We start from the raw sequence: 19,916 nt of genomic DNA, 5'->3' as shown, positions 1-19,916 counted from the left end.
TAACCAAACAACTAACCATACATTTTAGGCATGATTCCATATTGGAAAACACATAAATATCCCCTATTATTTGTCTTATCGTCCTTGCTCTTTTACACAAGTTTCGCATACGATCTAGAACGTACCGACACGGTGAAACTTATGGGGATATATGTTGCCCTTTTCTATTTTTATTACAAAACAATACAGTTTGAAAAAGGAAATTTTAATTTCTTATTGGTTTTTGGCATGCTCTCCCGAATTGTTTTTATTGTTGCCGTTCCCAATCTTTCGCAAGATTTTTACAGGTTTCTTTGGGACGGAAAACTTACTGCAGACGGGATTAACCCGTTTATCCATACCCCATTGCAGCTCATGCAGGACGGCAATTTTAACGCGGGCGATTACCGGGAATTGCTTCAGGGCATGGGGAACTTAAGTGCAGGGCATTACAGCAATTACCCGCCCGTGAACCAGTTGTTTTTCTTTCTTGGCAATTTTTTTGGTGAGACAAGTATTTTGGGAAGCATTATTTTTATTAGAATTTGTATTATCCTTGCAGATATTGGTATTTTATATTTCGGCAAGAAATTATTAACGCATCTAAGCCTTCCCAAGCATCAAATATTTTGGTACTTTTTAAATCCGTTCATCATTATAGAACTTACCGGAAATCTTCATTTTGAAGGTATCATGCTTTTCTTTTTAGTCGTTGCACTGTATTTCATTATTCAGAAAAAATGGTTTGTCGGGGCACTTTTTATGGGGGTATCCATTTCGGTTAAATTACTTCCGCTGGTGTTTTTACCTTTTTTTATCCGCTGGTTCAAATCAGAAAACAACTTTAATGCTAAAAATATTTTAAGGTTCCTGTTGTTCTATGCTGTGGTTTTTGTAATCTTTTTGGCTACTTTTATCCCTTTTGTTTCTTCGGAATTAATTTCCCGTTACGTTGAAACCATTGGGCTGTGGTTTAATAAATTTGAGTTTAATGCCAGTTTTTATTATTTGGTGCGCGAAATTGGTTTTTATATGAAGGGCTATAACATTATTGAAACCGCGGGCACAAGAATGGCATTTATAGTTTTCCTTTTTATACTTGGCTTGGCATTTATAAGAAAAAACCATCAATTAAAAACATTAATGGTTTCCCTGTTGATGGCAATTTCTTTTTATTACAGCATGAGCACAACTGTGCATCCTTGGTATATTGCAACCCCCGTGTTATTGTGCATTTTTACCCGATACAAATTCCCGATACTGTGGAGCTTGGTGGTAATTTTAAGTTATCAGGCATATGCAAATGCTAATTATCAAGAAAATTTATGGTTAATTGCTGTGGAATACTGTATTTTATACGGTTGTTTCCTTAAAGAAGTATATTTGGGAAAACCCATTTTAAAGCATTTGTAAGTTAATTATTTCCTGCTTGGTAAGGTGCCTCCAATTTCCTCTGGAAATATCTTTTTTGGTAAGCCCGGCATAAGAAACACAATCCATTTTTACTATTTCGTAACCTAAGTTTGCAAAAATCTTCTTTACTATATTGTTAATACCACTGTATATTTTTATTCCTACTTCATTTTTGTTGCCTCCTTCAATCGGGGAAATATCTTCAACCTTTATCGTTGCACCATCAATAACCAATCCTTGTCTTACTTGAACTAAATCGTCATTTTTAAAATTTTTGTCCAATACAACATGATATATTTTACGGACATTATGTATGCTTGAAAGTTTCTGGGCCAATTCATCATCATTGGTATATAAAAGTAATCCCGTGGTGGTCCTGTCAAATTTTACAACCGGACTAAGTCTACTTTTTGAAGCGTGGACTATCAATTCCGAAGCGTTCTTTTTCAAGTTCCGGTCATTTGATGCAATAAATCCTTTTGGCTTGTTCAAAAGTACATACTCCTTTTTTTCGGGTTTAATGGCACGGCCATCAAACTTCACCTCGTCGGTAAGCTTTACCTTATAGCCCATTTCAATTATTACTTCACCGTTTACGGTTACATTTCCCGAAGCAATATATATATCGGCATCCCGTCTGGAGCAAATCCCGCTATTGGCTATATATTTATTAAGCCTAACCTCGTTTGGAGCCAATTGGCTTTTTTTATTTGAATGGATATTTTTAACAGGTGCATTTCCCCTAGCCTGGCTTTGTTTTTTTACACCTCCGCCTTGCCTGCCCGAAAACTTCTTGCTTCCTCCACCTTGTCTGCCGTGGCTTTTTCCTTTTTTAGACCTATCTTGTCTGCTCATTATCTCTTTTTTTGCAAAGATATGGTAATAGTATTCAATTTGCTTAAAATCAGCTTCTAATTAATTTAACAGATTGATATGAATATAACTTCCCCCTGTTTTTTATAACATTCCCTAACATAATAATACACTTTGTCGGTAAAACAAACATTTTAATCTATATTTTAACACTATTTTAACAAAACCTCTCAAAATTAAACTTCGTATATACTGTAGATTTAAGTTGATGAATATAGTAGAGATCATTCGCTTATATCTAAAAACTAAGGAGTATTCTTTCACTTCTAAGGACTATTTACAATTTTATTTTTCTCCAAAACTACCCTTGTCCCCTAAAACCATAAAGTATTCCCCTCAGGCCTATTCTAAACCTTTTAAAACGAATACTTATGAGAAACTCTACTATTTCTATTATTTTAAAATGCATGTTTATGGCGACACTATTACTAAATGTGGGCGCTTATGCACAAAACAAAGTATTTACCACTACAATAAGTAGTGTTGACCAGACCGACGATCCCAACAATGCAAACGATGGCGATCTGTCTACCAAAGCCAATGTAAGGGCCAGTTCCGGAATAGCTATAGGGATTGGTGCCTATTCAGGGCATATAGAACTTCAATATCCATCTGCGGTTCCTGCCAATACCACAACCTATATTAAAATTGACACCGAAGCCAATTTACTGCCGGCCCTTTTAGGCGGGGATCTTGGCGATGTTCTTTCGGAGGTTTTAGGGACTGTGCTCATAGGAAATCAGGAATTTACCGTATCTGCATTAAATGGAGAGGACAACCCCATTATTACGGGACGTTCTCAAATAGATGACGATTTTTCCCAGAACAGGCTGCGCATTGTGGTAGATAAAAACGAAGATTATTATGTTGCCGTTACCCCTAATGAAAATTACGACCGCATACGGCTGACCAGTAGGCTGGGTTCTTTAATTGGACTTGGAAACACAAAAAGGCTTGGCGTATACGGGGCCTATTATGTTACCAGCTCAAACGAATGTGGAATCCCAACTTTTACTTCATTCAACGGAGAAGGGATTACATTGGACTTAATAAACCTTGGCGGCGCAGGTGTGGAAAACCCGCACCATTTTATCGACGACGATCCAAATTCTTATTCAGAGTTAAACTTGGGACTTTTAAGTGTTGCCGCTTCAATTCAACAATCTGCTTATTTTGAAGGAAGTTCCAATACAACCGATAACTTTAACCTTAAAATGGGCATTATGCCGGCTTTGTTGGCAGTAGGTGCCTTAAACAATATTACTATTATTGCCAGCAATAATGGAGAGGTCGTGCAAACCATCCCTTTTTCTTCTTTGCTCAATGTAGATTTATTAACGCTTATACAAATAAATGCCAATAATGGATTGCCCACTACCATTCCATTTTCAATTGGGCAACCTGTTGATAGGATTACTGTTAGATATACTTCGTTATTAAATGTAGAGATTGCACAAAACCTGGATTTATACGGAATAACCAGAACACCCGCATTACCGGTAATAGATATAGATGCAAGTCAAAATATGGTCTGCTCTGGAAATACCGCAAGCCTTGTTGCTACTTCAAATCCTAGCGATCAAGAATTAAGGTGGTATTCGGCTTCCACAAGTGGCACCCCTTTAGCCATAACCGCATCAGGTGAAAGTTTTACTACTCCCGAAATTACAGAAGATACTACTTTTTACGTTGCAGTGGCCAGACCAGGCTGTACACAAGAATCTGCCAGAATTGCTGTTGAAGTTGAAACATCGGCAAGGCCAACGGCATCAGACATTACGGTTACTGGAAACGAAGACCCTGTTTGCGAATCAAGCAATGTCATCCTCGTTCCGTCGAGCAGCATAACCGGTACTTTTTCTTGGTTTTTTGATGCCGATAAAACTTCGCCCATTACAGATGGGCTAACCAATAACGGTGTTACCTATAATGTAGATCAAGAAGGTGTTTTAACGGTAAATAATTTAATGCCCACAGATACGCCCATCGATTATTATGTAAGTATTACCGATACAATTACAGGTTGCGACAATGCTGCCGGAGATTTGGCCATGGCTACGGTTGATGTTATTGCAAATTCATTAACGCCTAGCATCACCATAGATCCAAACATTACAGCCGATGACATCATCAACATAAATGAATCTCAAGGGACCGTAATTATTACGGGAAGTGTTGGGGGCGATGTCCAAGCTGGAGACATGGTAACATTGGTAATTAACCAAATTCCATATGCGGGCACAGTTGCCAACGACTTAACCTATAGCATCGAGGTAGAAGGCAGTGACCTAATAGCGGATCCCGGTTTGACAGTTAACGCCATTGTAGAAACTAGTAATGGTACTTGTACTAGTAATGCAAGTGCTACCGAAAGTTATTCAATAGATACATCGGCTCCTGTTGTTCCAACGGTTGACCCACAAACCACTAACGATACAACACCAACAATTACAGGAACGGCAACCTCTGCCAATAACCTTTTTATTTCTGTAAATGGGGTAAGTTATACCGAAGGCGATGGAAATTTAACCGACAACGGTGATGATACGTGGAGCTTGACCATTCCAACAGGAAATGAGCTCCCCGAAGGTGTGTACGATGTGGCAGTTACAGCAACTGATGATGCTGGAAACACGGCCAACGATACCACCACAGATGAACTTGCGATTGATTTAACAAATCCCGAGATCCCAACGGTTAATCCATTAACCACCAATAGCAATACTCCAACTATTTCCGGAACCGCTTCTTCAGAAGATGAATTAACGGTTGCCGTAAACGGGGTAACCTATACAGAAGGCGACGGGAACCTAACCGATAATGGGGATGACACATGGACATTGGTGGTTCCAGATACAAACGTGATCCCCGATGGGGTTTATGATGTTATGGCCACTGCTACAGACAATGCGGGAAATACAGCCAATGACACCACAACCGATGAACTGACCATTAATTCTTTAGCACCAGACAATCCAACGGTAGATTTCCTCACCACCAATGATAATACACCCGAAATTACCGGAACGGCAAATTCCACAGACGATCTTACCGTTGAATTAGACGGAATAACTTATACAGAAGGCGATGGGAACCTAACCGATAATGGCGATGATACATGGACCCTTCAAATACCCGATGCAAATGACCTTACCGACGGGATTTATGATATTAACGCAGTTGCAACGCAAGGGGCATTAAGCGCCAACGATGCCACGGTAAACGAGTTGACAATAGACACCACGGCACCTCAACTCCCTACGGTAGATCAACTTGTAACAAACGACACAACTCCGGAGATTACCGGAACCGCTTCTTCAGAAGATGAATTAACCGTAACAGTAAATGGTATTACATATACGGAAGGCGATGGGAACCTAACCGATAATGGTGATGATACATGGGCTCTTCAAATACCCGATGCAAACGAGCTTCCCGATGGGGTTTACGATGTTATGGCCACTGCTACCGATCAAGCTGGGAATACTTCTAATGATAATACCACTGACGAGCTTACCATAGACTCCAGTCTTCCTGACACTCCTACCGTTGATACTTTGGCAACATCTGATAATACGCCAACAGTTACAGGAACAGCAAATTCTGTCGATAATTTAACTGTTGAAGTAAACGAAATTGTGTATACGGAAGGCGATGGGAATCTAACCGATAATGGGGATGACACATGGAGTTTAACTATTCCAGACAATCATCCGTTGCCTGATGGATTTTATGATATTGTTGCAACGGTAACAGATGATTTTGGAAATACAAACAACGACACGACACTTAACGAACTTACCATTGATACCTCGACACCGGACATACCAACTGTAAATCCGCTGGTAACCGAAGACAAAACTCCTACAATTACCGGAACGGCCAACACTGCCGATAATTTAATGGTTATTGTAAACGGGGTTAATTATGCCGAAGGCGGAAGATACTTGCAGGATAACCATGACAATACCTGGACCCTGACCATTCCAGAAATGGATTCGTTGAGCCCTGGTGTCTACGATGTCGTGGCCGTACTTACAAATATTACCGGTGAATCTGTTACCGACAATACTACCGACGAGCTTAGCATTATTGAAGTTGGAACCGGTCCAGACCCCACTACACCTGTAGTTACTCCTGTTACCACCAACGATCCAACACCAATTATTACGGGAACCGCAGATTCTTCTGATGAATTAACGGTTGAATTAAACGGGGAAACTTATACCGAAGGTGATGGAAACTTAACCGATAATGAGGATGATACTTGGGAATTAACGGTTCCCGAAGGGAATGAAATACCCGAAGGAACCTATGACGTAATTGCAACGGTTACCAATAGTACTGGAGGCACTACTACCGATACTACTACTGATGAGTTAACCATCGAGGATATTCCGGTATCCGACATCAGTATTATAAAAACGGTCGATAATTTAAATCCGTTAGTGGGTGAGATTGTAACGTTTACAATTAGCGTTGTTAATAACGGAGAAACACAATTTAGCAATACCATTGTAAACGAAGTGCTTGCCAGTGGTTTTACCTATCAGCAACATACTGCTTCAATAGGTTATTACCAACCTGCCAATGGCCGTTGGACAATAGATGCGCTCAGTGCAAACGAAACTGCCACGCTAACGCTTAGGGCTCAAGTAAACCCAACTGGCATACATACCAATATTGCTTCAATAGAAACATCGACTCCAGAAGATGGAGATGCAAATAACAATTCATCAGAAGTTACCTTGGAGCTAAGTTGTTTAACCGTTTTTAATGAATTCACGCCAAATAACGATGGGTACAACGACTATTTTAGGATAGAATGCATTGAACGTTACCCAAACAGTGAATTAAGGATTTTCAACAGGTATGGAAACAAAGTCTACGAAACCATAGGATACCAAAACGACTGGACTGGGATTGCCAATGTAAACGGAGCAGTAAACAGGGGCAAAGAGCTTCCGGCGGGAGCCTATTTCTATTCACTTAAAATTGATGAGCTGGGAGAGGACAAATCGGGTTGGCTATACATTGCCAAATAAACCAGGACCATAACTCATTCATCTAAAAAAACTTCAATAAAAATATAGTTTCATGAAAATTTCAAACTCATATATAAAAAATGTTGTTCTCATTGCAATAACACTGCTTACATGCTATCTGGCCACCGCACAGCAACAGCCACAATTTACACAGTATATGTACAATACATTGACCCTCAATTCTGGTTATGTTTCTGATTACAGGATAGAAGCTGGACTTATACACAGGTCTCAATGGGTGGGCATCGATGGGGCCCCAACCACACAATCGCTAACCGTGGCCGGAAGGTCTGGGGAGCGCATTGGCCTGGGACTTACTGTTATAAACGACAATATTGGCCCATCAAACGATTTGGACATTAACGGTGTTTTCTCGTATAGCATTCCAATAACGTACAATATGCACTTGTCGTTTGGTATCAATGCGGGAATAGATATTTTAAATGTAGATTGGTCTGAAGGCGAATATGCAGATCAGCCCGATCCTATTTTAAACAATAACGTAAACAATGTAACGCCCATTATTGGTGCCGGCACTTACTTGTACAGCAGTAATTGGTATGTTGGGGTTTCTGCACCCAATTTTATAAAGACCAAAAGTTACAACGACGACGACGAACTGGTAATAGATAAAACTACCGAATTTTATTTAATTGGAGGTTATGTGTTTGATATTACCCCGGCCTTTAAACTGAAGCCTTCCACCCTATTGAAATATACCGAAGGAGCTCCTGTTACCGTGGATCTTTCCTTGAATGCGTTGATACAGGAAAAATTTACCGTGGGCACATCTTATAGGTTTAACGATGCGCTAAGCGTACTGCTCGGTTTTCAAATATCGCGAAGTTTCTTTGCCGGTTATGCCTTTGACTATTCTACAACAGAGCTCACCAAATACAACGATGGGTCTCATGAAATCATGCTACGATATACTTTACCTAACCTTAACAAAAGAGCAAAATCTCCTAGATTTTTCTAAAACTTTACTATTATGAAAAAATTTCTAATACTTATAATTTTAGTACATGTAAACCTGTTTGGACAGAAAAATACATGGAAAGCAGACCAATTGTATGCCGATTACCATTTTGAAGAAGCGGCCGAGCTATACAAGAAATCCATTGCCAATACCAACAGCATGGAAGATGCTATAATTGAAAAATTAGCCGATTGCTATTTTAATGTATGCGACTACCAAAATGCATACAAATGGTACGACGAATTGTATCATCTCAACCATAAAAAAATGAAGGAAAGCACTTTTATAAAATATGTGCAAAGTGCCAAAGCAAGCAGGGATTATGAAAAAGCAAACAAATTGATCAATGATTTTTATGCTGATGATTACAATAGAATAGAAATGGTTACCACACAAAAAAGGTACCTTGACAATATTAAGGAGAGTGACTCTTTGTATAAAATTGACAATCTTGACATTAATACTTCAAAATCGGACTTTGCCCCTGTTTATTATGGAGACTATTTAATTTTCTCGTCGGCAAGGGACACCTCCATTTCAAAAGAAAAAATCTATATGTGGAACAAACAACCCTATTTGGATATTTATATTGCCGAAAGGAACAAAGCAAATGGAGAACTTAACAATCCGGAAAAATTTGGGTCGAATGCTACTTCTGGTTTCCATGATGCTACCTTGTGCTTTAGCAGAGATGGAAGGTTTGTTTACTTTACTCAAAATTACACAAAAAAGAACAGGCTTAAAGCCAATAAGGATGGGATTTCCAATTTTGAAATTTTGCGGGGGTACGTAAAAGGCGACCAAATTACCAATGTAGAATCGCTATCTTTTAACAGCACAGATTATTCCTGCGGGCACCCGGCCATTTCCGTCGATGGAAGATACCTCTATTTTGCCTCGGATATGCCCGGAGGATATGGTGCTTCTGATATCTATGTTGCTGAAATATTTGAAGACGGGAAAACAAACAAACCTGTAAATTTGGGTGCGACGATAAATACGGCCGGAAGGGAAATGTTCCCTTTTGCTACCGACAGTGTTTTATATTTTTCGTCTGATGCCCATTATGGACTCGGGGGACTGGACATTTTTGCCAGTAAAATAGAGTCTAAAACAGCTTATGAAATTCCTTTAAACATGGGGCCTGCATTAAATAGCAACATGGACGATTTTAGCCTTATTTACAACCCTGAAGACAGAACCGGTTATTTTGCATCCAACAGAAGCTTGGGGAAAGGAGACGACGATATCTACTTCTTTAAAAAGAAAGAACCCATGCAATACCAAACCTTTTCGGGTTATGTATACGACAAAACAACCCAAGAACCCATTGCAAATGCAAGTATAGTTGTAAACGATATTTTAAACGATACGCTCTATACTCAAATAGAGAGTGATGAAGATGGTTATTATGAAGTTAAACTCCCTTTTAAAAAAGAGCACGAGCTTATTTTTTCCAAATCCAGGTATACTTCAGAAACATTGTATGCAAAGACTACCGATGAACCGGGGAAAAAACTAGAGGACAATGACGTATACCTTACATCGTTGGAAAGCTTGACCGTTAAGGAAGGAAATATGACCAAAATTGACGTAGACCCTATTTTTTTTGAATACGACAAGGCCGACATAACGCCAAAAGCAGAATTGGCATTGGAAAAAGTATTGTATGTAATGAACGAGTTTCCAAGCATAAATATCATGATCGAATCGCATACGGACAGTAGAGGGTCTGATGATTATAACCATAAATTATCAAACGCAAGGGCCGAAAACACCAAGCGGTACTTAATTGCCAATGGCATTGATGCAAACAGGATTGAAGGGGCCAGAGGTTTTGGGGAAAGCAAGCTGCTTAATAAATGTTCCAACGGGGTTAGTTGCACAGAAGCCGAGCATGCAATTAACCGCAGATCGAACTTTATCATTATAGAGGATCAAAAAGAGCAATTAACAGGCTTTTAAATTCTCCAAAATAAGCCTTTAACTTCATCGTTAAAGGCTTATTCTAATTATAAATCCTATTCAGTACCAAATCTACATCAATCAACAAAATACTAAAAACCCCCGATACAATAATGAATTTCAATATATTATGAAGCAATAAATAATGTACCTTGGAAGAAGACTTCCATAAAAAAACTATAAAAACCAACATTAGCAACATACAGGCATAAAAAAAGAGGTACATATAACCTACCTCAAAGGTTGTTACTAATAGATAAGAAGGTATCAAAGTTAAAAAACTTAATAGCGAGATAACTATTTTAGATGTACGTTCCCCATAAACCACTGAGATGGTTTTATAGTTTTGTGCCATATCTCCTTTCATGTTCTCCAGGTCTTTTACCATTTCCCGTATTAAAATTACCAAAAACAAAAAGAGGGCATGTACAAATATAACCGGCTGCACATTTTTATAATACAAAAAAACCGCAAAAAAAGGCGTAATGGCCAAAGTAGCTGATACAAAGTTGCCCACAAAAACCACTTTTTTAAGTTTGTGAGAATAAAACCATATACCAAAAATATAAAGTGAAAAAAATACTACTGCCCGAAAAGATACATAGCTGGCAAAGATGACCGATAAAAAGTTAAGCACAAAGTAAGTAGTTAATTTAAAACGCTGACTTACCAATTTGTCCAACATGGTTTTTGTAGGACGGTTAATAAGATCTTTTTCTGCATCGTAAAAACTATTGATAATGTACCCCGAAGCAATGGCTATGGCCGAGGCCGAAACAATGGCAAACAAATACGGGTCGAAAAGAATATGGTGCACGGGAATTTCGGGTGCAAGAATATAAACAGAAGCCAAGTATTGAGCCAGTACAATAACCCAGATATTGTAACCCCGAACCACCGAAAAAAGGCTTAACAACTTAAGAAGTAAAAGCTTTTGCTTTCGGTTAATTATCATATGGATGTATTTAAAAATTGTAAACCACTTCCAACTTGTAACCTTGTAGTGCTTTTTTTGCCTTCTCTATATCTTGGGTAAATCCCAGTATATAACCGCCACCACCGGATCCACATAATTTTAAATAGTAATCGTTGGTGTCTATCCCTTGTTTCCATAGTTTATGAAATTGGGCAGGAATCATCGGTTTAAAATTATTAAATACCGTATTAGACAATTGCTTTAAGTTTCCGAATAATGACTTTACATCTCCTTTCAAGAAGTCTTCAACACAGGCATCGGTATGTTTTATAAATTGGTTTTTCAGCATGTTTCTAAAGCCTTCCTGTTTCATACTTTCCATAAAGATCTGTATCATCGGTGCCGTTTCGCCGGTCATTCCGCTATCGAGCAAAAAAACAGCTCCTTTTCCGTTGGTAGCCTGCGAAGGTATTCCGGTAGGCTCTATATTATCTTTGGAATTAATAAGGATGGGAATGCTTAAATAGCTGTTTAAAGGATCTAAACCCGAAGATTTTCCATGGAAAAAAGATTCCATTTCTCCAAAAATGGCTTTTAGCTTTAAGAGTTTGTCTCTTGTTAGGTTTTCAAGAACCGTAATTTTATCAAAAGCATACTTATCGTATATTGCTGCTACCAAGGCACCACTGCTTCCAACTCCATATCCTTGCGGTATACTGCTATCGAAATACATTCCGCTGGCAATGTCCTCGTTGAGTTTTTCAATATCAAAGCTGGCCAAGTCAGGATTTTTGCTTTGCAATTCTTCTAAGTAAACAGAAAATCGTTGCAAGCTTTTATTGGACTTTTTTGCATCATCATCCAATTCCTTGCTTACTTTAAGTGCCCCGTTATAAAAATTATAAGGAATGGATAATCCCTTGGAGTCTTTTATGATTCCATATTCACCAAAAAGTAGAATCTTTGAATAAAACAGTGGTCCTTTCATATTTATACTTAGTCGCGTTTTGTTATCTAATTTACAATTTTCTAGCTCCAAAACCAATTTGGTCGCAAATATACTTCCCCTTTTTACAATATGCAACGAGTTCATTTTTAATAAACTGCAAAACTGTTTCTTTTTCAGCTTCAGGATACAACAAATGTACATTGGCGCCTGCGTCGAGCGTAAAGCACAAATGGCTTCCCGTTTCCTTTCTGTATTCCCATACCTTTTCTATAATTTTTAATGTGTTTGGCTTCATCAAAATAAAATAGGGCATGGAGGTCATCATCATTGCATGAAGTGTCAATGCTTCACTTTCTACCACTTCAATAAATTTTTCTAAATTGCCACTTTTAAAAATGGATCTTAATTTTGATAAATTACTATTTGCCTGTACAAATCGTTCTTCAGCAAAGGGATGATTATTCATTAAGTTGTGACCAACCGTACTACTTACCCGCTTTTCCCCGACATCTACTAATAAAATTGTATCCTGATAATTTTTAAAAACATCATTTACTTCTTCTGTATAGAGAATTCCATAAAAATCAGAGCTATTTTTAATTTCTTTGTGGGTGCCCCAGGTTACTATTGGCCCTTCTATACTCCTGCATGCGCTACCCGAACCCAAACGGGCCAAAAAAGATGCCTTTTTCAAGAAAAGCCCGTCGTCCATATTGGCTACAAATTCTCTTTCCATGCTCATTAAGCACAATGCCAAAGCGCTCATTCCACTTGCTGAAGAAGCAATCCCGCTACTGTGCGGAAAAGAGTTGGACGTTTCTATTTTAAAATGATATTCTTTTAAAAAGGGCATGTATATTTCTATGCGCTTCAAAAAAACTTCGATTTTTGGGGCAAAACCAGGTTTTAATTCACCATCCAAAAAAACATCAAAACTAAAATCGGCACTTACAGTTGTTTGCTTGGTATACGTTAATGTGGTTATGGTGTGGCAATTGTTTAAAGTAAAGCTTATGGAAGGGTTGGCCGGGATTTGAGGCGTTGTTTTCCCCCAATATTTAACCAAGGCGATATTGCTTGGCGATTTCCATGAGTGGCTACCTTTTGCCGGTTTTTGTTGATATGGGCTGGGAATAAATGCTTCTGCAGTCATTAATCGAAAAATTTACGCAAATATAAACCAAACTTACAAGTATGGATGTATTTTAGGATGAAGTGTTTGCAACTTAGACTCTTTTATGCCCTTTGTATTGACATGTTAAATAAATTACTATTTTTAGGTTATAAAGCTAGCCATATGATGTCAAAAAAAATTTCCCGGATACTCATTGCTGTTGCTATATGTTTAACGGTAGGTTTTTTATCGGGGTTTGTTACACAAAGCTCGGTTGGAGATTGGTATGTAACCCTCAACAAACCGTCTTTTAACCCTCCCAATTGGGTTTTTGCCCCGGCATGGACCCTCCTTTATATTTTAATGGGCATAGCCGCCGGAATAGTTTGGGCACGCGGTTTTTACCATAAATGGGTAAAAACGGCTTTGTACCACTTTGGGTTTCAGCTTATTTTCAATGCAATGTGGAGCATTGTTTTTTTTGGTTTCCATAAACCATTTTGGGCATTATTGGTAATTTTAACCTTACTGGTGCTTATTGCCCTTACCATTAAATGGTTTAAAGTAGTAAACAAAACGGCCGCTTACCTACTTGTTCCTTATTTGCTTTGGGTTTGTTTTGCAACAGTGCTTAATTTTAGTATCTGGCAGTTAAATTAGATTTTTTAGATTGTTAGACTTGGTTAGATTTGTTGGATTATTAAAATCGGTTAAATAGATGTATTTTCAGCAATTGCCTGCGCTACCACATAACCTCCGGTCCATGCGTTTTGAAAATTATAACCGCCCGTTACCGCATCGATATTTAAAACTTCACCCGCCAGGAAAAGGTTTTTGCAAACTTTACTTTCGTAAGTCTTAAAGTTTATTTCCTTTAAATCAATCCCTCCGGCCGTTACAAATTCTTCCTTAAAAGTGCTTTTCCCGTTTACCAAAAATTTTGCCGCCGTAAGTTCCTGTATTAATTTTCGGATGGCTTGTTTACCTACTTCTGCCCATTTTTGTTGCTGATGTATTCCTGAGGCCTCTAAAAGCTTAAACCAAAGCCGTTTTGGCAAATCGAACGGACGCGTATTGAACACTATTTTTTTTGCTTCGGAAGTTTTGGCTTGCTCGATAACCAATAAAATTTCTTCTTCATCATACTGCGGAAGCCAATTTACCTGTATAACAAATTGATAGTTTAATTGATGGAGTTCCCCTGCGCCCCAAGCCGACAGCTTTAATATCGCCGGGCCACTCATTCCCCAATGCGTAATAAGCAAAGGCCCGCTTGCCATTGCTTTTTTTCCATCTTCCAATTTAATGGACATATGATTTTTATCAAACAACTTCACTTCCGCAGGTGAAGCAACGCCCATGAGCCCATTTATCCGTTTGTCTTTAATATTGAACGTAAAAAGCGATGGTACCGGCGAAACAATGGTATGGCCGAGCATTTTTAATTGATTCCACATTTTCGGGTTGCTGCCGGTAGCAATGGCTAAATAATTACAGTAAAAATCTCCTTGTTGGGTTTTCAATTGCCACAATGCCCCTTTTTGTTCGGTTTTTGTTATGCTTTTTACGCTGCAATTGGTGTTTATTTTCACCCCTAAACGTTCGGTTTCATTTAAAAAACAATCAATTATAGATTGCGAGCTATCGCTTTCGGGAAACATCCGTCCGTCTTCTTCAATTTTCAACGGAACGCCTCTTTCTTCAAAAAAGGCAACCGTATCTCCACTGCAAAAAGCATGGAAAGGCCCTTTTAATTCTTTCTCTCCTCTTGGATATGCTTTTACCAATTCGTTTGGCACAAATTCGGCATGCGTTACATTGCAACGTCCGCCTCCTGAAATTTTCACTTTGGTAAGCACCTCTTTTCCTCGCTCAAGGATAAGCACTTTTAGTGTAGGACGAAGCGTAGCTATTTGTATGGCCGTAAAAAATCCGGCAGCACCCCCGCCAACTATAATTGCATCAAAAACCATGTGGCAAAGGTAGGTTTTAATTTAAAATGACGATTGAGTTACCGCACCCGCTCTGGATAATCGGTTATAATTCCATCAACATTAAAACTTTTCATTTGTTGAATATCAGCAGAATCGTTTACCGTCCATGGATATATTTTAAAGTTTTTGGCATGCATTTCCTTTACATTTTCTGCATTTAGGCTTTTGTAATTGGGGTGAATGGCTACAGCTTTTAACTTTTCTCCTTCGGCAATGGCCCCTTGTATGTCCTTACTGGTTAATATACCTATTGGAATTTGAGCATCCAAACCGCGCATTTTCTCCAATTCGTCCCATTTAAAACTGGAAATGATAAAATCGTTTAAAATCCACCCGTTTTCTTGGATGTACTGCTGAACAATTTTGTATACCGGCCCGGCAGTTCCGGCTCCTTTCAACTCGATATTAAGCATGGCTTTTTTATCCATCAAGTCAAGGACTTCGGTTAGCGTTGGAATTTTAACATTGCCTTCCAATGAAAGCGTGTCCAGTTCCGGTTTTGTGTATTTTTCAATAGGTCCGCTTGCTTTGGTAAGCCTATCGACCGTATCGTCGTGAAAAACCACAATCGAGCCGTCTGCTATTTTAAAAACATCGATTTCTATGGCGTCTGCACCCAAATCCATTCCCTTTTTAATGGATGGCAGGCTGTTTTCTATCACATGCCCCCTGGCGCCACGATGACCAATTGCAATGGGTTCTTTTTTCATTTCCGTACAACTTTGTAGAAGCACTAAAAATACGGAGAATACGCTTACTTTTTTTATCATTTGTTTTTGGTTTTGACTTTTTATCTATTAGGAACTCGTCTCGACTTTTCCAGCTCGATATTTTCGGGAATTAAAAAGCACATATGCGTTTATATAACTTTCCGACTTTATAAAACTTCAAAAATAAACGATTGCAACGGATTAATCCTTATTTTTATGGTGCCTTCATCGTTTCTTAACGATAAGTTGTTCTTATCGCCATATAACAAGTCGGTCAAAATGTAATTTTCCTTATTAAGTTTCCATTCCCTAATAATTTCCTTCGGAATTTTAAGCGCAAACTCATAAGATGTTTCTTCGTCAAAATTTGAAACTACAATCAATTTTTCATTGGCTGTATAGCGGACAAATGAAAATACCCGGTGATTATAATTGTTTGTATGTTCTTTATTGTAATAATGAATTTCCCTGCTTTCCCCCATAATGGCTTCATTATGAATGGCAATATTGAGCAGTCGCTTATAAAAATCCCGCAATGCTTTTTCGTCTTTGGATAATTGGCCGCCATCAAACTTCCCGTTGTTCATCCATCGTTGGTGATGCGGCACGCCAATATAGTCGAAAATTGAAGTCCGACTAGGTTTGCCAAATCCGGCATCTTCGGCTCCGGGCTCGCCCACTTCCTGCCCAAAATAAATCATTATTGGTGAAGTTCCTATGGTGGTCAAAACCGTCATAGCAGGTTTGGCTGTTTCGGCTTTTCCTACAAATTGCGGACTTGCAATACGCTGTTCGTCATGATTTTCCAGAAAATACAGCATATGCAGCTCAATATCTTCAAACTTATTTCGTACTACCGGAATATGGTCTGTCCAACCGTAACCTTTCATAATATGCTTGATGGAATCGTACATATCTACTTTATCGTACAAATAGTCCATTTTTCCTATACGGATGTATGCACGATACAAATCAGGATTGTACACCTCTGCCATTAAAAAAGCATCTGGATTTTTTGTTTTTATAGCCGAATTCATATAGCTCCAAAATTCCACCGGAACCATTTCGGCCATATCGTAACGAAAACCATCCACACCAACATCCAGCCAGTACAAGGCAATATCTTTAAATTTTTTCCAAGAATCGAGAACTTCTTTGTCTTGCCAAAATTCATAGTGCAATTTATAATCGGCTTCATCAAAATTGTTGGGAAGCGTGTCGAAATCCTTTTGTCCGCCTGAAGAAATTCCGTAATTCACCTTTACGGTTTCGTACCAATCGTTTTGGTCGGGTTGTGAGGCCCTTGCCCCGTTTCCTGTCCATTTTGCAGGGTTTTCGTCAAACTTACCATCAATTAAAGCATTTTTTTCACCCCCTAAAGGAAGGTATCCGTCTTTCCATTCCGGTAACTTAAAGGCTTCATTCGGGTTATAGTAAAAATTATTGTCTTTTTTATAAGTAACCGAAGTGTCATCAAGAACCCCAAAACCTTCTACCCCATTTGGAGCCGAAATGCTTTTGTATTTTCTGGCAACATGATTGGGCACAATATCGATAATTACTTTTAAGCCCGCCTTATGTGTACGCTCCACTAATTGTTTAAATTCATCCAAACGATGTGCCGGGTCCACAGCCAAATCGGGATTTACGTTGTAATAATCCTTAACCGCATATGGTGAGCCGGCACGTCCTTTTACCACTTCGGGGTCGTCGTTGGAAATTCCATATTGGGTATAATCGTTCACCAAAGCATGGTGCGGCACACCCGTATACCAAATATGCGTAACCCCTAAATCTTTAATTTCATGTAAAGCCTTATCGGTAAAATCTACAAATTTACCAACTCCGTTTTCTTCAATGGTCCCCCAAGGTTTATTGGTAGTTTTGGTATTCCCGAATAGCCTGGTAAATACCTGATATACTACTTTTTTTGAATTGGTTTGCTTTTCTTCCTTTAAATTGTCCATTTTACTATTGGGGTTACACGCCATGAATAAAGATAAGAACACACATGGAATAAAAATGTTTTTCAGCATTATCATTTTATAAAACTTCAATAATGTAACTTGTTTTTCCAACAATATTTAAAGGCTTTTCCAAAGAAATTTCTTCCCCGCCAATAATCTCTTTTCCGGTTTTTGCTTCCTTTAGGTTCTCTTTAAACCTATTTAAATCCAGTGTTCTATTTTCTTTACTATTATTGATAACGACCATTACTTTTTGATTGTCGTTATACCTAAAATACACATACACATTGTCCTGCGGAAGGTATTGCGTGGTTTTTCCGTTATGAATAGCAGTTGCCTTTTTTCGCCAATTGAATATTTTTGAAGTGAAATTGAAATATTCATTTTGCAATCCGGTTCTATCTGAAGCTACAAATGCACTTTGGGCATCTTCTTTCCAACCACCTAGAAAATCCCTCCTAATATCACCATCGCCTTTACCTTTATTGCCTTTCATCCCTACTTCGGACCCGTAATACAATTGGGGAATGCCACGTACGGTTGCCAATAATGTCATTATCAATTTATAATCCTGAATATCGTTGTAAATTTCATTAACCCTTCCCGTGTCATGGTTTTCGGCAAACACCAATATATTGTTTATGTCGGGATATAAAAAATCGTTCACAAAGTTTTCATACACTTGAATCATCCCTTTATCCCAAGAAGGATTTTCAACATAAAAAGCAGACGATACCGCATCGTGCAAGGTAAAATCCATAACGCTCGGCAAATAGGTATTGTAATTTTGAATAGCCCCAATTTTACTGTCTTTTTGCCAATAGGCTATTTGGGCCTGGTCGTGCAACCAAATTTCTCCCACAATATTAAAATTCGGGTATTCGTCCATTACGGCTTTGGTCCATGTTGCAATGCCTTTTTTATCGTTGTAAGAATAAGTGTCTACACGAAAACCGTCTAAATCGGCATATTCGATCCACCAAATAGCATTTTGAATTAGGTAATTGAGAGCAAGAGGATTGCTTTGATTCAAATCGGGCATCGATTTTACAAACCATCCATCCATGCACATTTTTGCGTCAATTTCTGAAGCATTCGGATCCATTTGCGTGCTCATGCGGTAATTTGTTTGCGCATAACCGGGGAATTGATGGATCCAATCGTAGGTGGGCAAATCGTCCATCATCCAATGTGTTGTACCCCAGTGATTCACCACATAATCCATGATGAGTTTCATGTTTCGTTGGTGCAATTCGGAAGCCAATTTTTTATAATCTTCATTGGTGCCATAACGCGGATCTATTTTATACACATCACTCTGCGCATACGTATGATATGAATAAACCGTATCGTTATCCTCACAAAGCGGCGTGCTCCAAATGGCTGTGGCGCCAAGCGATTCTATATAATCTAAATGCTCAATAATTCCTTCAATATCGCCTCCATGCCGACCACCTTGCTTGGTTCTGTCTGCTTTTTCAACTACATTAGGTTGACTATCGTTTTTAGTGTTTCCATTGGCAAAACGATCGGGCATCAATAAATAAATCATATCCGATGAATCGAAACCTTTTCGTTGTGCCGAATTTTGTTTGCGTTCTTTTAATTCGTATTCCTCAGAAAAAGCAACTTTTCCGTTTTTCTCGAAATCAATATTAAATTTTTGAGCAACTACATTTTTAGTGTCAATGGTTACAAACAGGTAATTTGGATTTTCTGTTTTCTTTACTTCCAAAATAGCAATTTCATCTGTTTTTGGTTGAAAAGAGGCTATGTTTTCGCCATAAATCATCAATTGAAGTTCGCTTTTCTGCATTCCGCTCCACCAAAACGGCGGTTCCACTCGTTCTATTTGTGCTTGTAGATTTGCATACGCAAACATCAATAGTATTATAAAGAAGGGTGTATATTTATTTTTCATTACAGATTGATTTATTTTTACGTCCAAATAAAATCCCTTTGTTAGTTGCGAATTGCTACCTCCACAATTTATTTAAAGGGATTTTATTATC

General features: G+C 38.4%; 13 protein-coding genes. 5 read left to right on the top strand and 8 right to left on the bottom strand.

Annotation, left to right across the window (positions count from 1 at the left end; all coding sequences use genetic code 11):
- Window positions 1-30 precede the first annotated feature (30 nt).
- Entirely contained in the window at window positions 31-1,392 is a 1,362-nt protein-coding gene (locus tag PSF86_RS16615) for an MptA/MptB family glycosyltransferase (protein ID WP_277901218.1), read from the top strand.
- Here the strand turns inward: PSF86_RS16615 and PSF86_RS16610 are convergent.
- On the bottom strand, window positions 1,378-2,247 hold the full coding sequence (locus PSF86_RS16610) for a pseudouridine synthase (RefSeq protein WP_277901217.1): 870 nt from the start codon (window positions 2,245-2,247) through the stop codon (window positions 1,378-1,380). The two genes, PSF86_RS16615 and PSF86_RS16610, sit on opposite strands and share 15 nt — an antisense overlap.
- 431 nt (window positions 2,248-2,678) lie before the next feature.
- On the opposite strand from PSF86_RS16610, the gene PSF86_RS16605 reads away from it, so the two are divergent.
- Genes PSF86_RS16605 through PSF86_RS16595 form a run of 3 tightly spaced genes read left to right on the top strand, consistent with a single transcriptional unit; the run spans window position 2,679 to window position 10,254 of the window.
- A complete protein-coding gene (locus tag PSF86_RS16605) occupies window positions 2,679-7,310 on the top strand; it encodes an Ig-like domain-containing protein (RefSeq protein WP_277901216.1) in 4,632 nt (1,543 codons plus the stop codon).
- Between the two features lie 52 nt (window positions 7,311-7,362).
- Window positions 7,363-8,289 carry a PorP/SprF family type IX secretion system membrane protein gene (locus tag PSF86_RS16600; protein ID WP_277901215.1) on the top strand — a complete coding sequence of 309 codons (927 nt, stop codon included), beginning with the start codon at window positions 7,363-7,365 and terminating at the stop codon, window positions 8,287-8,289.
- 12 nt (window positions 8,290-8,301) lie between these two features.
- The gene (locus PSF86_RS16595) at window positions 8,302-10,254 is read left to right on the top strand and encodes an OmpA family protein (protein WP_277901214.1); all 1,953 of its coding nucleotides are present in this window, start codon (window positions 8,302-8,304) and stop codon (window positions 10,252-10,254) included.
- Between the two features lie 43 nt (window positions 10,255-10,297).
- On the opposite strand, the gene PSF86_RS16590 is transcribed toward PSF86_RS16595, so the two are convergent.
- The 3 genes from PSF86_RS16590 to PSF86_RS16580 are packed head-to-tail and all read right to left on the bottom strand — an operon-like array spanning window position 10,298 to window position 13,272.
- Window positions 10,298-11,206 carry a geranylgeranylglycerol-phosphate geranylgeranyltransferase gene (locus PSF86_RS16590; RefSeq protein WP_277901362.1) on the bottom strand — a complete coding sequence of 303 codons (909 nt, stop codon included), beginning with the start codon at window positions 11,204-11,206 and terminating at the stop codon, window positions 10,298-10,300.
- A 13-nt stretch (window positions 11,207-11,219) separates the two neighbouring features.
- Window positions 11,220-12,158 carry a mevalonate kinase family protein gene (locus PSF86_RS16585; protein ID WP_277901213.1) on the bottom strand — a complete coding sequence of 313 codons (939 nt, stop codon included), beginning with the start codon at window positions 12,156-12,158 and terminating at the stop codon, window positions 11,220-11,222.
- A 31-nt stretch (window positions 12,159-12,189) separates the two neighbouring features.
- Entirely contained in the window at window positions 12,190-13,272 is a 1,083-nt protein-coding gene (locus tag PSF86_RS16580; RefSeq protein WP_277901212.1) for a diphosphomevalonate decarboxylase, read from the bottom strand.
- 147 nt (window positions 13,273-13,419) lie between these two features.
- Between PSF86_RS16580 and PSF86_RS16575 the strand changes: the two genes are divergently transcribed.
- On the top strand, window positions 13,420-13,893 hold the full coding sequence (locus PSF86_RS16575) for a TspO/MBR family protein (protein WP_277901361.1): 474 nt from the start codon (window positions 13,420-13,422) through the stop codon (window positions 13,891-13,893).
- 50 nt (window positions 13,894-13,943) lie between these two features.
- Here PSF86_RS16575 and PSF86_RS16570 read toward each other — a convergent pair whose 3' ends face one another.
- From PSF86_RS16570 to PSF86_RS16555, 4 genes are all read right to left on the bottom strand, one after another.
- Complete coding sequence (locus tag PSF86_RS16570) at window positions 13,944-15,206, bottom strand: BaiN/RdsA family NAD(P)/FAD-dependent oxidoreductase (RefSeq protein WP_277901211.1); 1,263 nt, start codon at window positions 15,204-15,206, stop codon at window positions 13,944-13,946.
- A gap of 38 nt (window positions 15,207-15,244) precedes the next feature.
- A complete protein-coding gene (locus PSF86_RS16565; protein WP_277901210.1) occupies window positions 15,245-15,997 on the bottom strand; it encodes a glycerophosphodiester phosphodiesterase in 753 nt (250 codons plus the stop codon).
- Between the two features lie 107 nt (window positions 15,998-16,104).
- Window positions 16,105-17,904, bottom strand: coding sequence for an alpha-amylase family protein (locus PSF86_RS16560; protein WP_277901209.1), 1,800 nt, complete (start codon window positions 17,902-17,904; stop codon window positions 16,105-16,107).
- A 76-nt stretch (window positions 17,905-17,980) separates the two neighbouring features.
- Window positions 17,981-19,825 carry a glycoside hydrolase family 13 protein gene (locus PSF86_RS16555; RefSeq protein WP_277901208.1) on the bottom strand — a complete coding sequence of 615 codons (1,845 nt, stop codon included), beginning with the start codon at window positions 19,823-19,825 and terminating at the stop codon, window positions 17,981-17,983.
- Window positions 19,826-19,916: the final 91 nt, after the last annotated feature.

This window comes from Galbibacter pacificus (assembly GCF_029603165.1).
GTDB lineage: Bacteria > Bacteroidota > Bacteroidia > Flavobacteriales > Flavobacteriaceae > Galbibacter > Galbibacter pacificus.
Note: the sequence above shows the minus strand (reverse complement) of the source record. Positions and strands in the feature narration are given on the sequence as shown.

Bases quoted from the DNA above. Each gene is read 5' to 3' on its own strand.
- PSF86_RS16615 (WP_277901218.1), top strand. From the start codon at position 31: ATGATTCCATATTGGAAAACACATAAATATCCCCTATTATTTGTCTTA.
- PSF86_RS16610 (WP_277901217.1), bottom strand. From the start codon at position 2,247: ATGAGCAGACAAGATAGGTCTAAAAAAGGAAAAAGCCACGGCAGACAA.
- PSF86_RS16605 (WP_277901216.1), top strand. From the start codon at position 2,679: ATGGCGACACTATTACTAAATGTGGGCGCTTATGCACAAAACAAAGTA.
- PSF86_RS16600 (WP_277901215.1), top strand. From the start codon at position 7,363: ATGAAAATTTCAAACTCATATATAAAAAATGTTGTTCTCATTGCAATA.
- PSF86_RS16595 (WP_277901214.1), top strand. From the start codon at position 8,302: ATGAAAAAATTTCTAATACTTATAATTTTAGTACATGTAAACCTGTTT.
- PSF86_RS16585 (WP_277901213.1), bottom strand. From the start codon at position 12,158: ATGAAAGGACCACTGTTTTATTCAAAGATTCTACTTTTTGGTGAATAT.
- PSF86_RS16580 (WP_277901212.1), bottom strand. From the start codon at position 13,272: ATGACTGCAGAAGCATTTATTCCCAGCCCATATCAACAAAAACCGGCA.
- PSF86_RS16575 (WP_277901361.1), top strand. From the start codon at position 13,420: ATGTCAAAAAAAATTTCCCGGATACTCATTGCTGTTGCTATATGTTTA.
- PSF86_RS16570 (WP_277901211.1), bottom strand. From the start codon at position 15,206: ATGGTTTTTGATGCAATTATAGTTGGCGGGGGTGCTGCCGGATTTTTT.
- PSF86_RS16565 (WP_277901210.1), bottom strand. From the start codon at position 15,997: ATGATAAAAAAAGTAAGCGTATTCTCCGTATTTTTAGTGCTTCTACAA.
- PSF86_RS16560 (WP_277901209.1), bottom strand. From the start codon at position 17,904: ATGGACAATTTAAAGGAAGAAAAGCAAACCAATTCAAAAAAAGTAGTA.
- PSF86_RS16555 (WP_277901208.1), bottom strand. From the start codon at position 19,825: ATGAAAAATAAATATACACCCTTCTTTATAATACTATTGATGTTTGCG.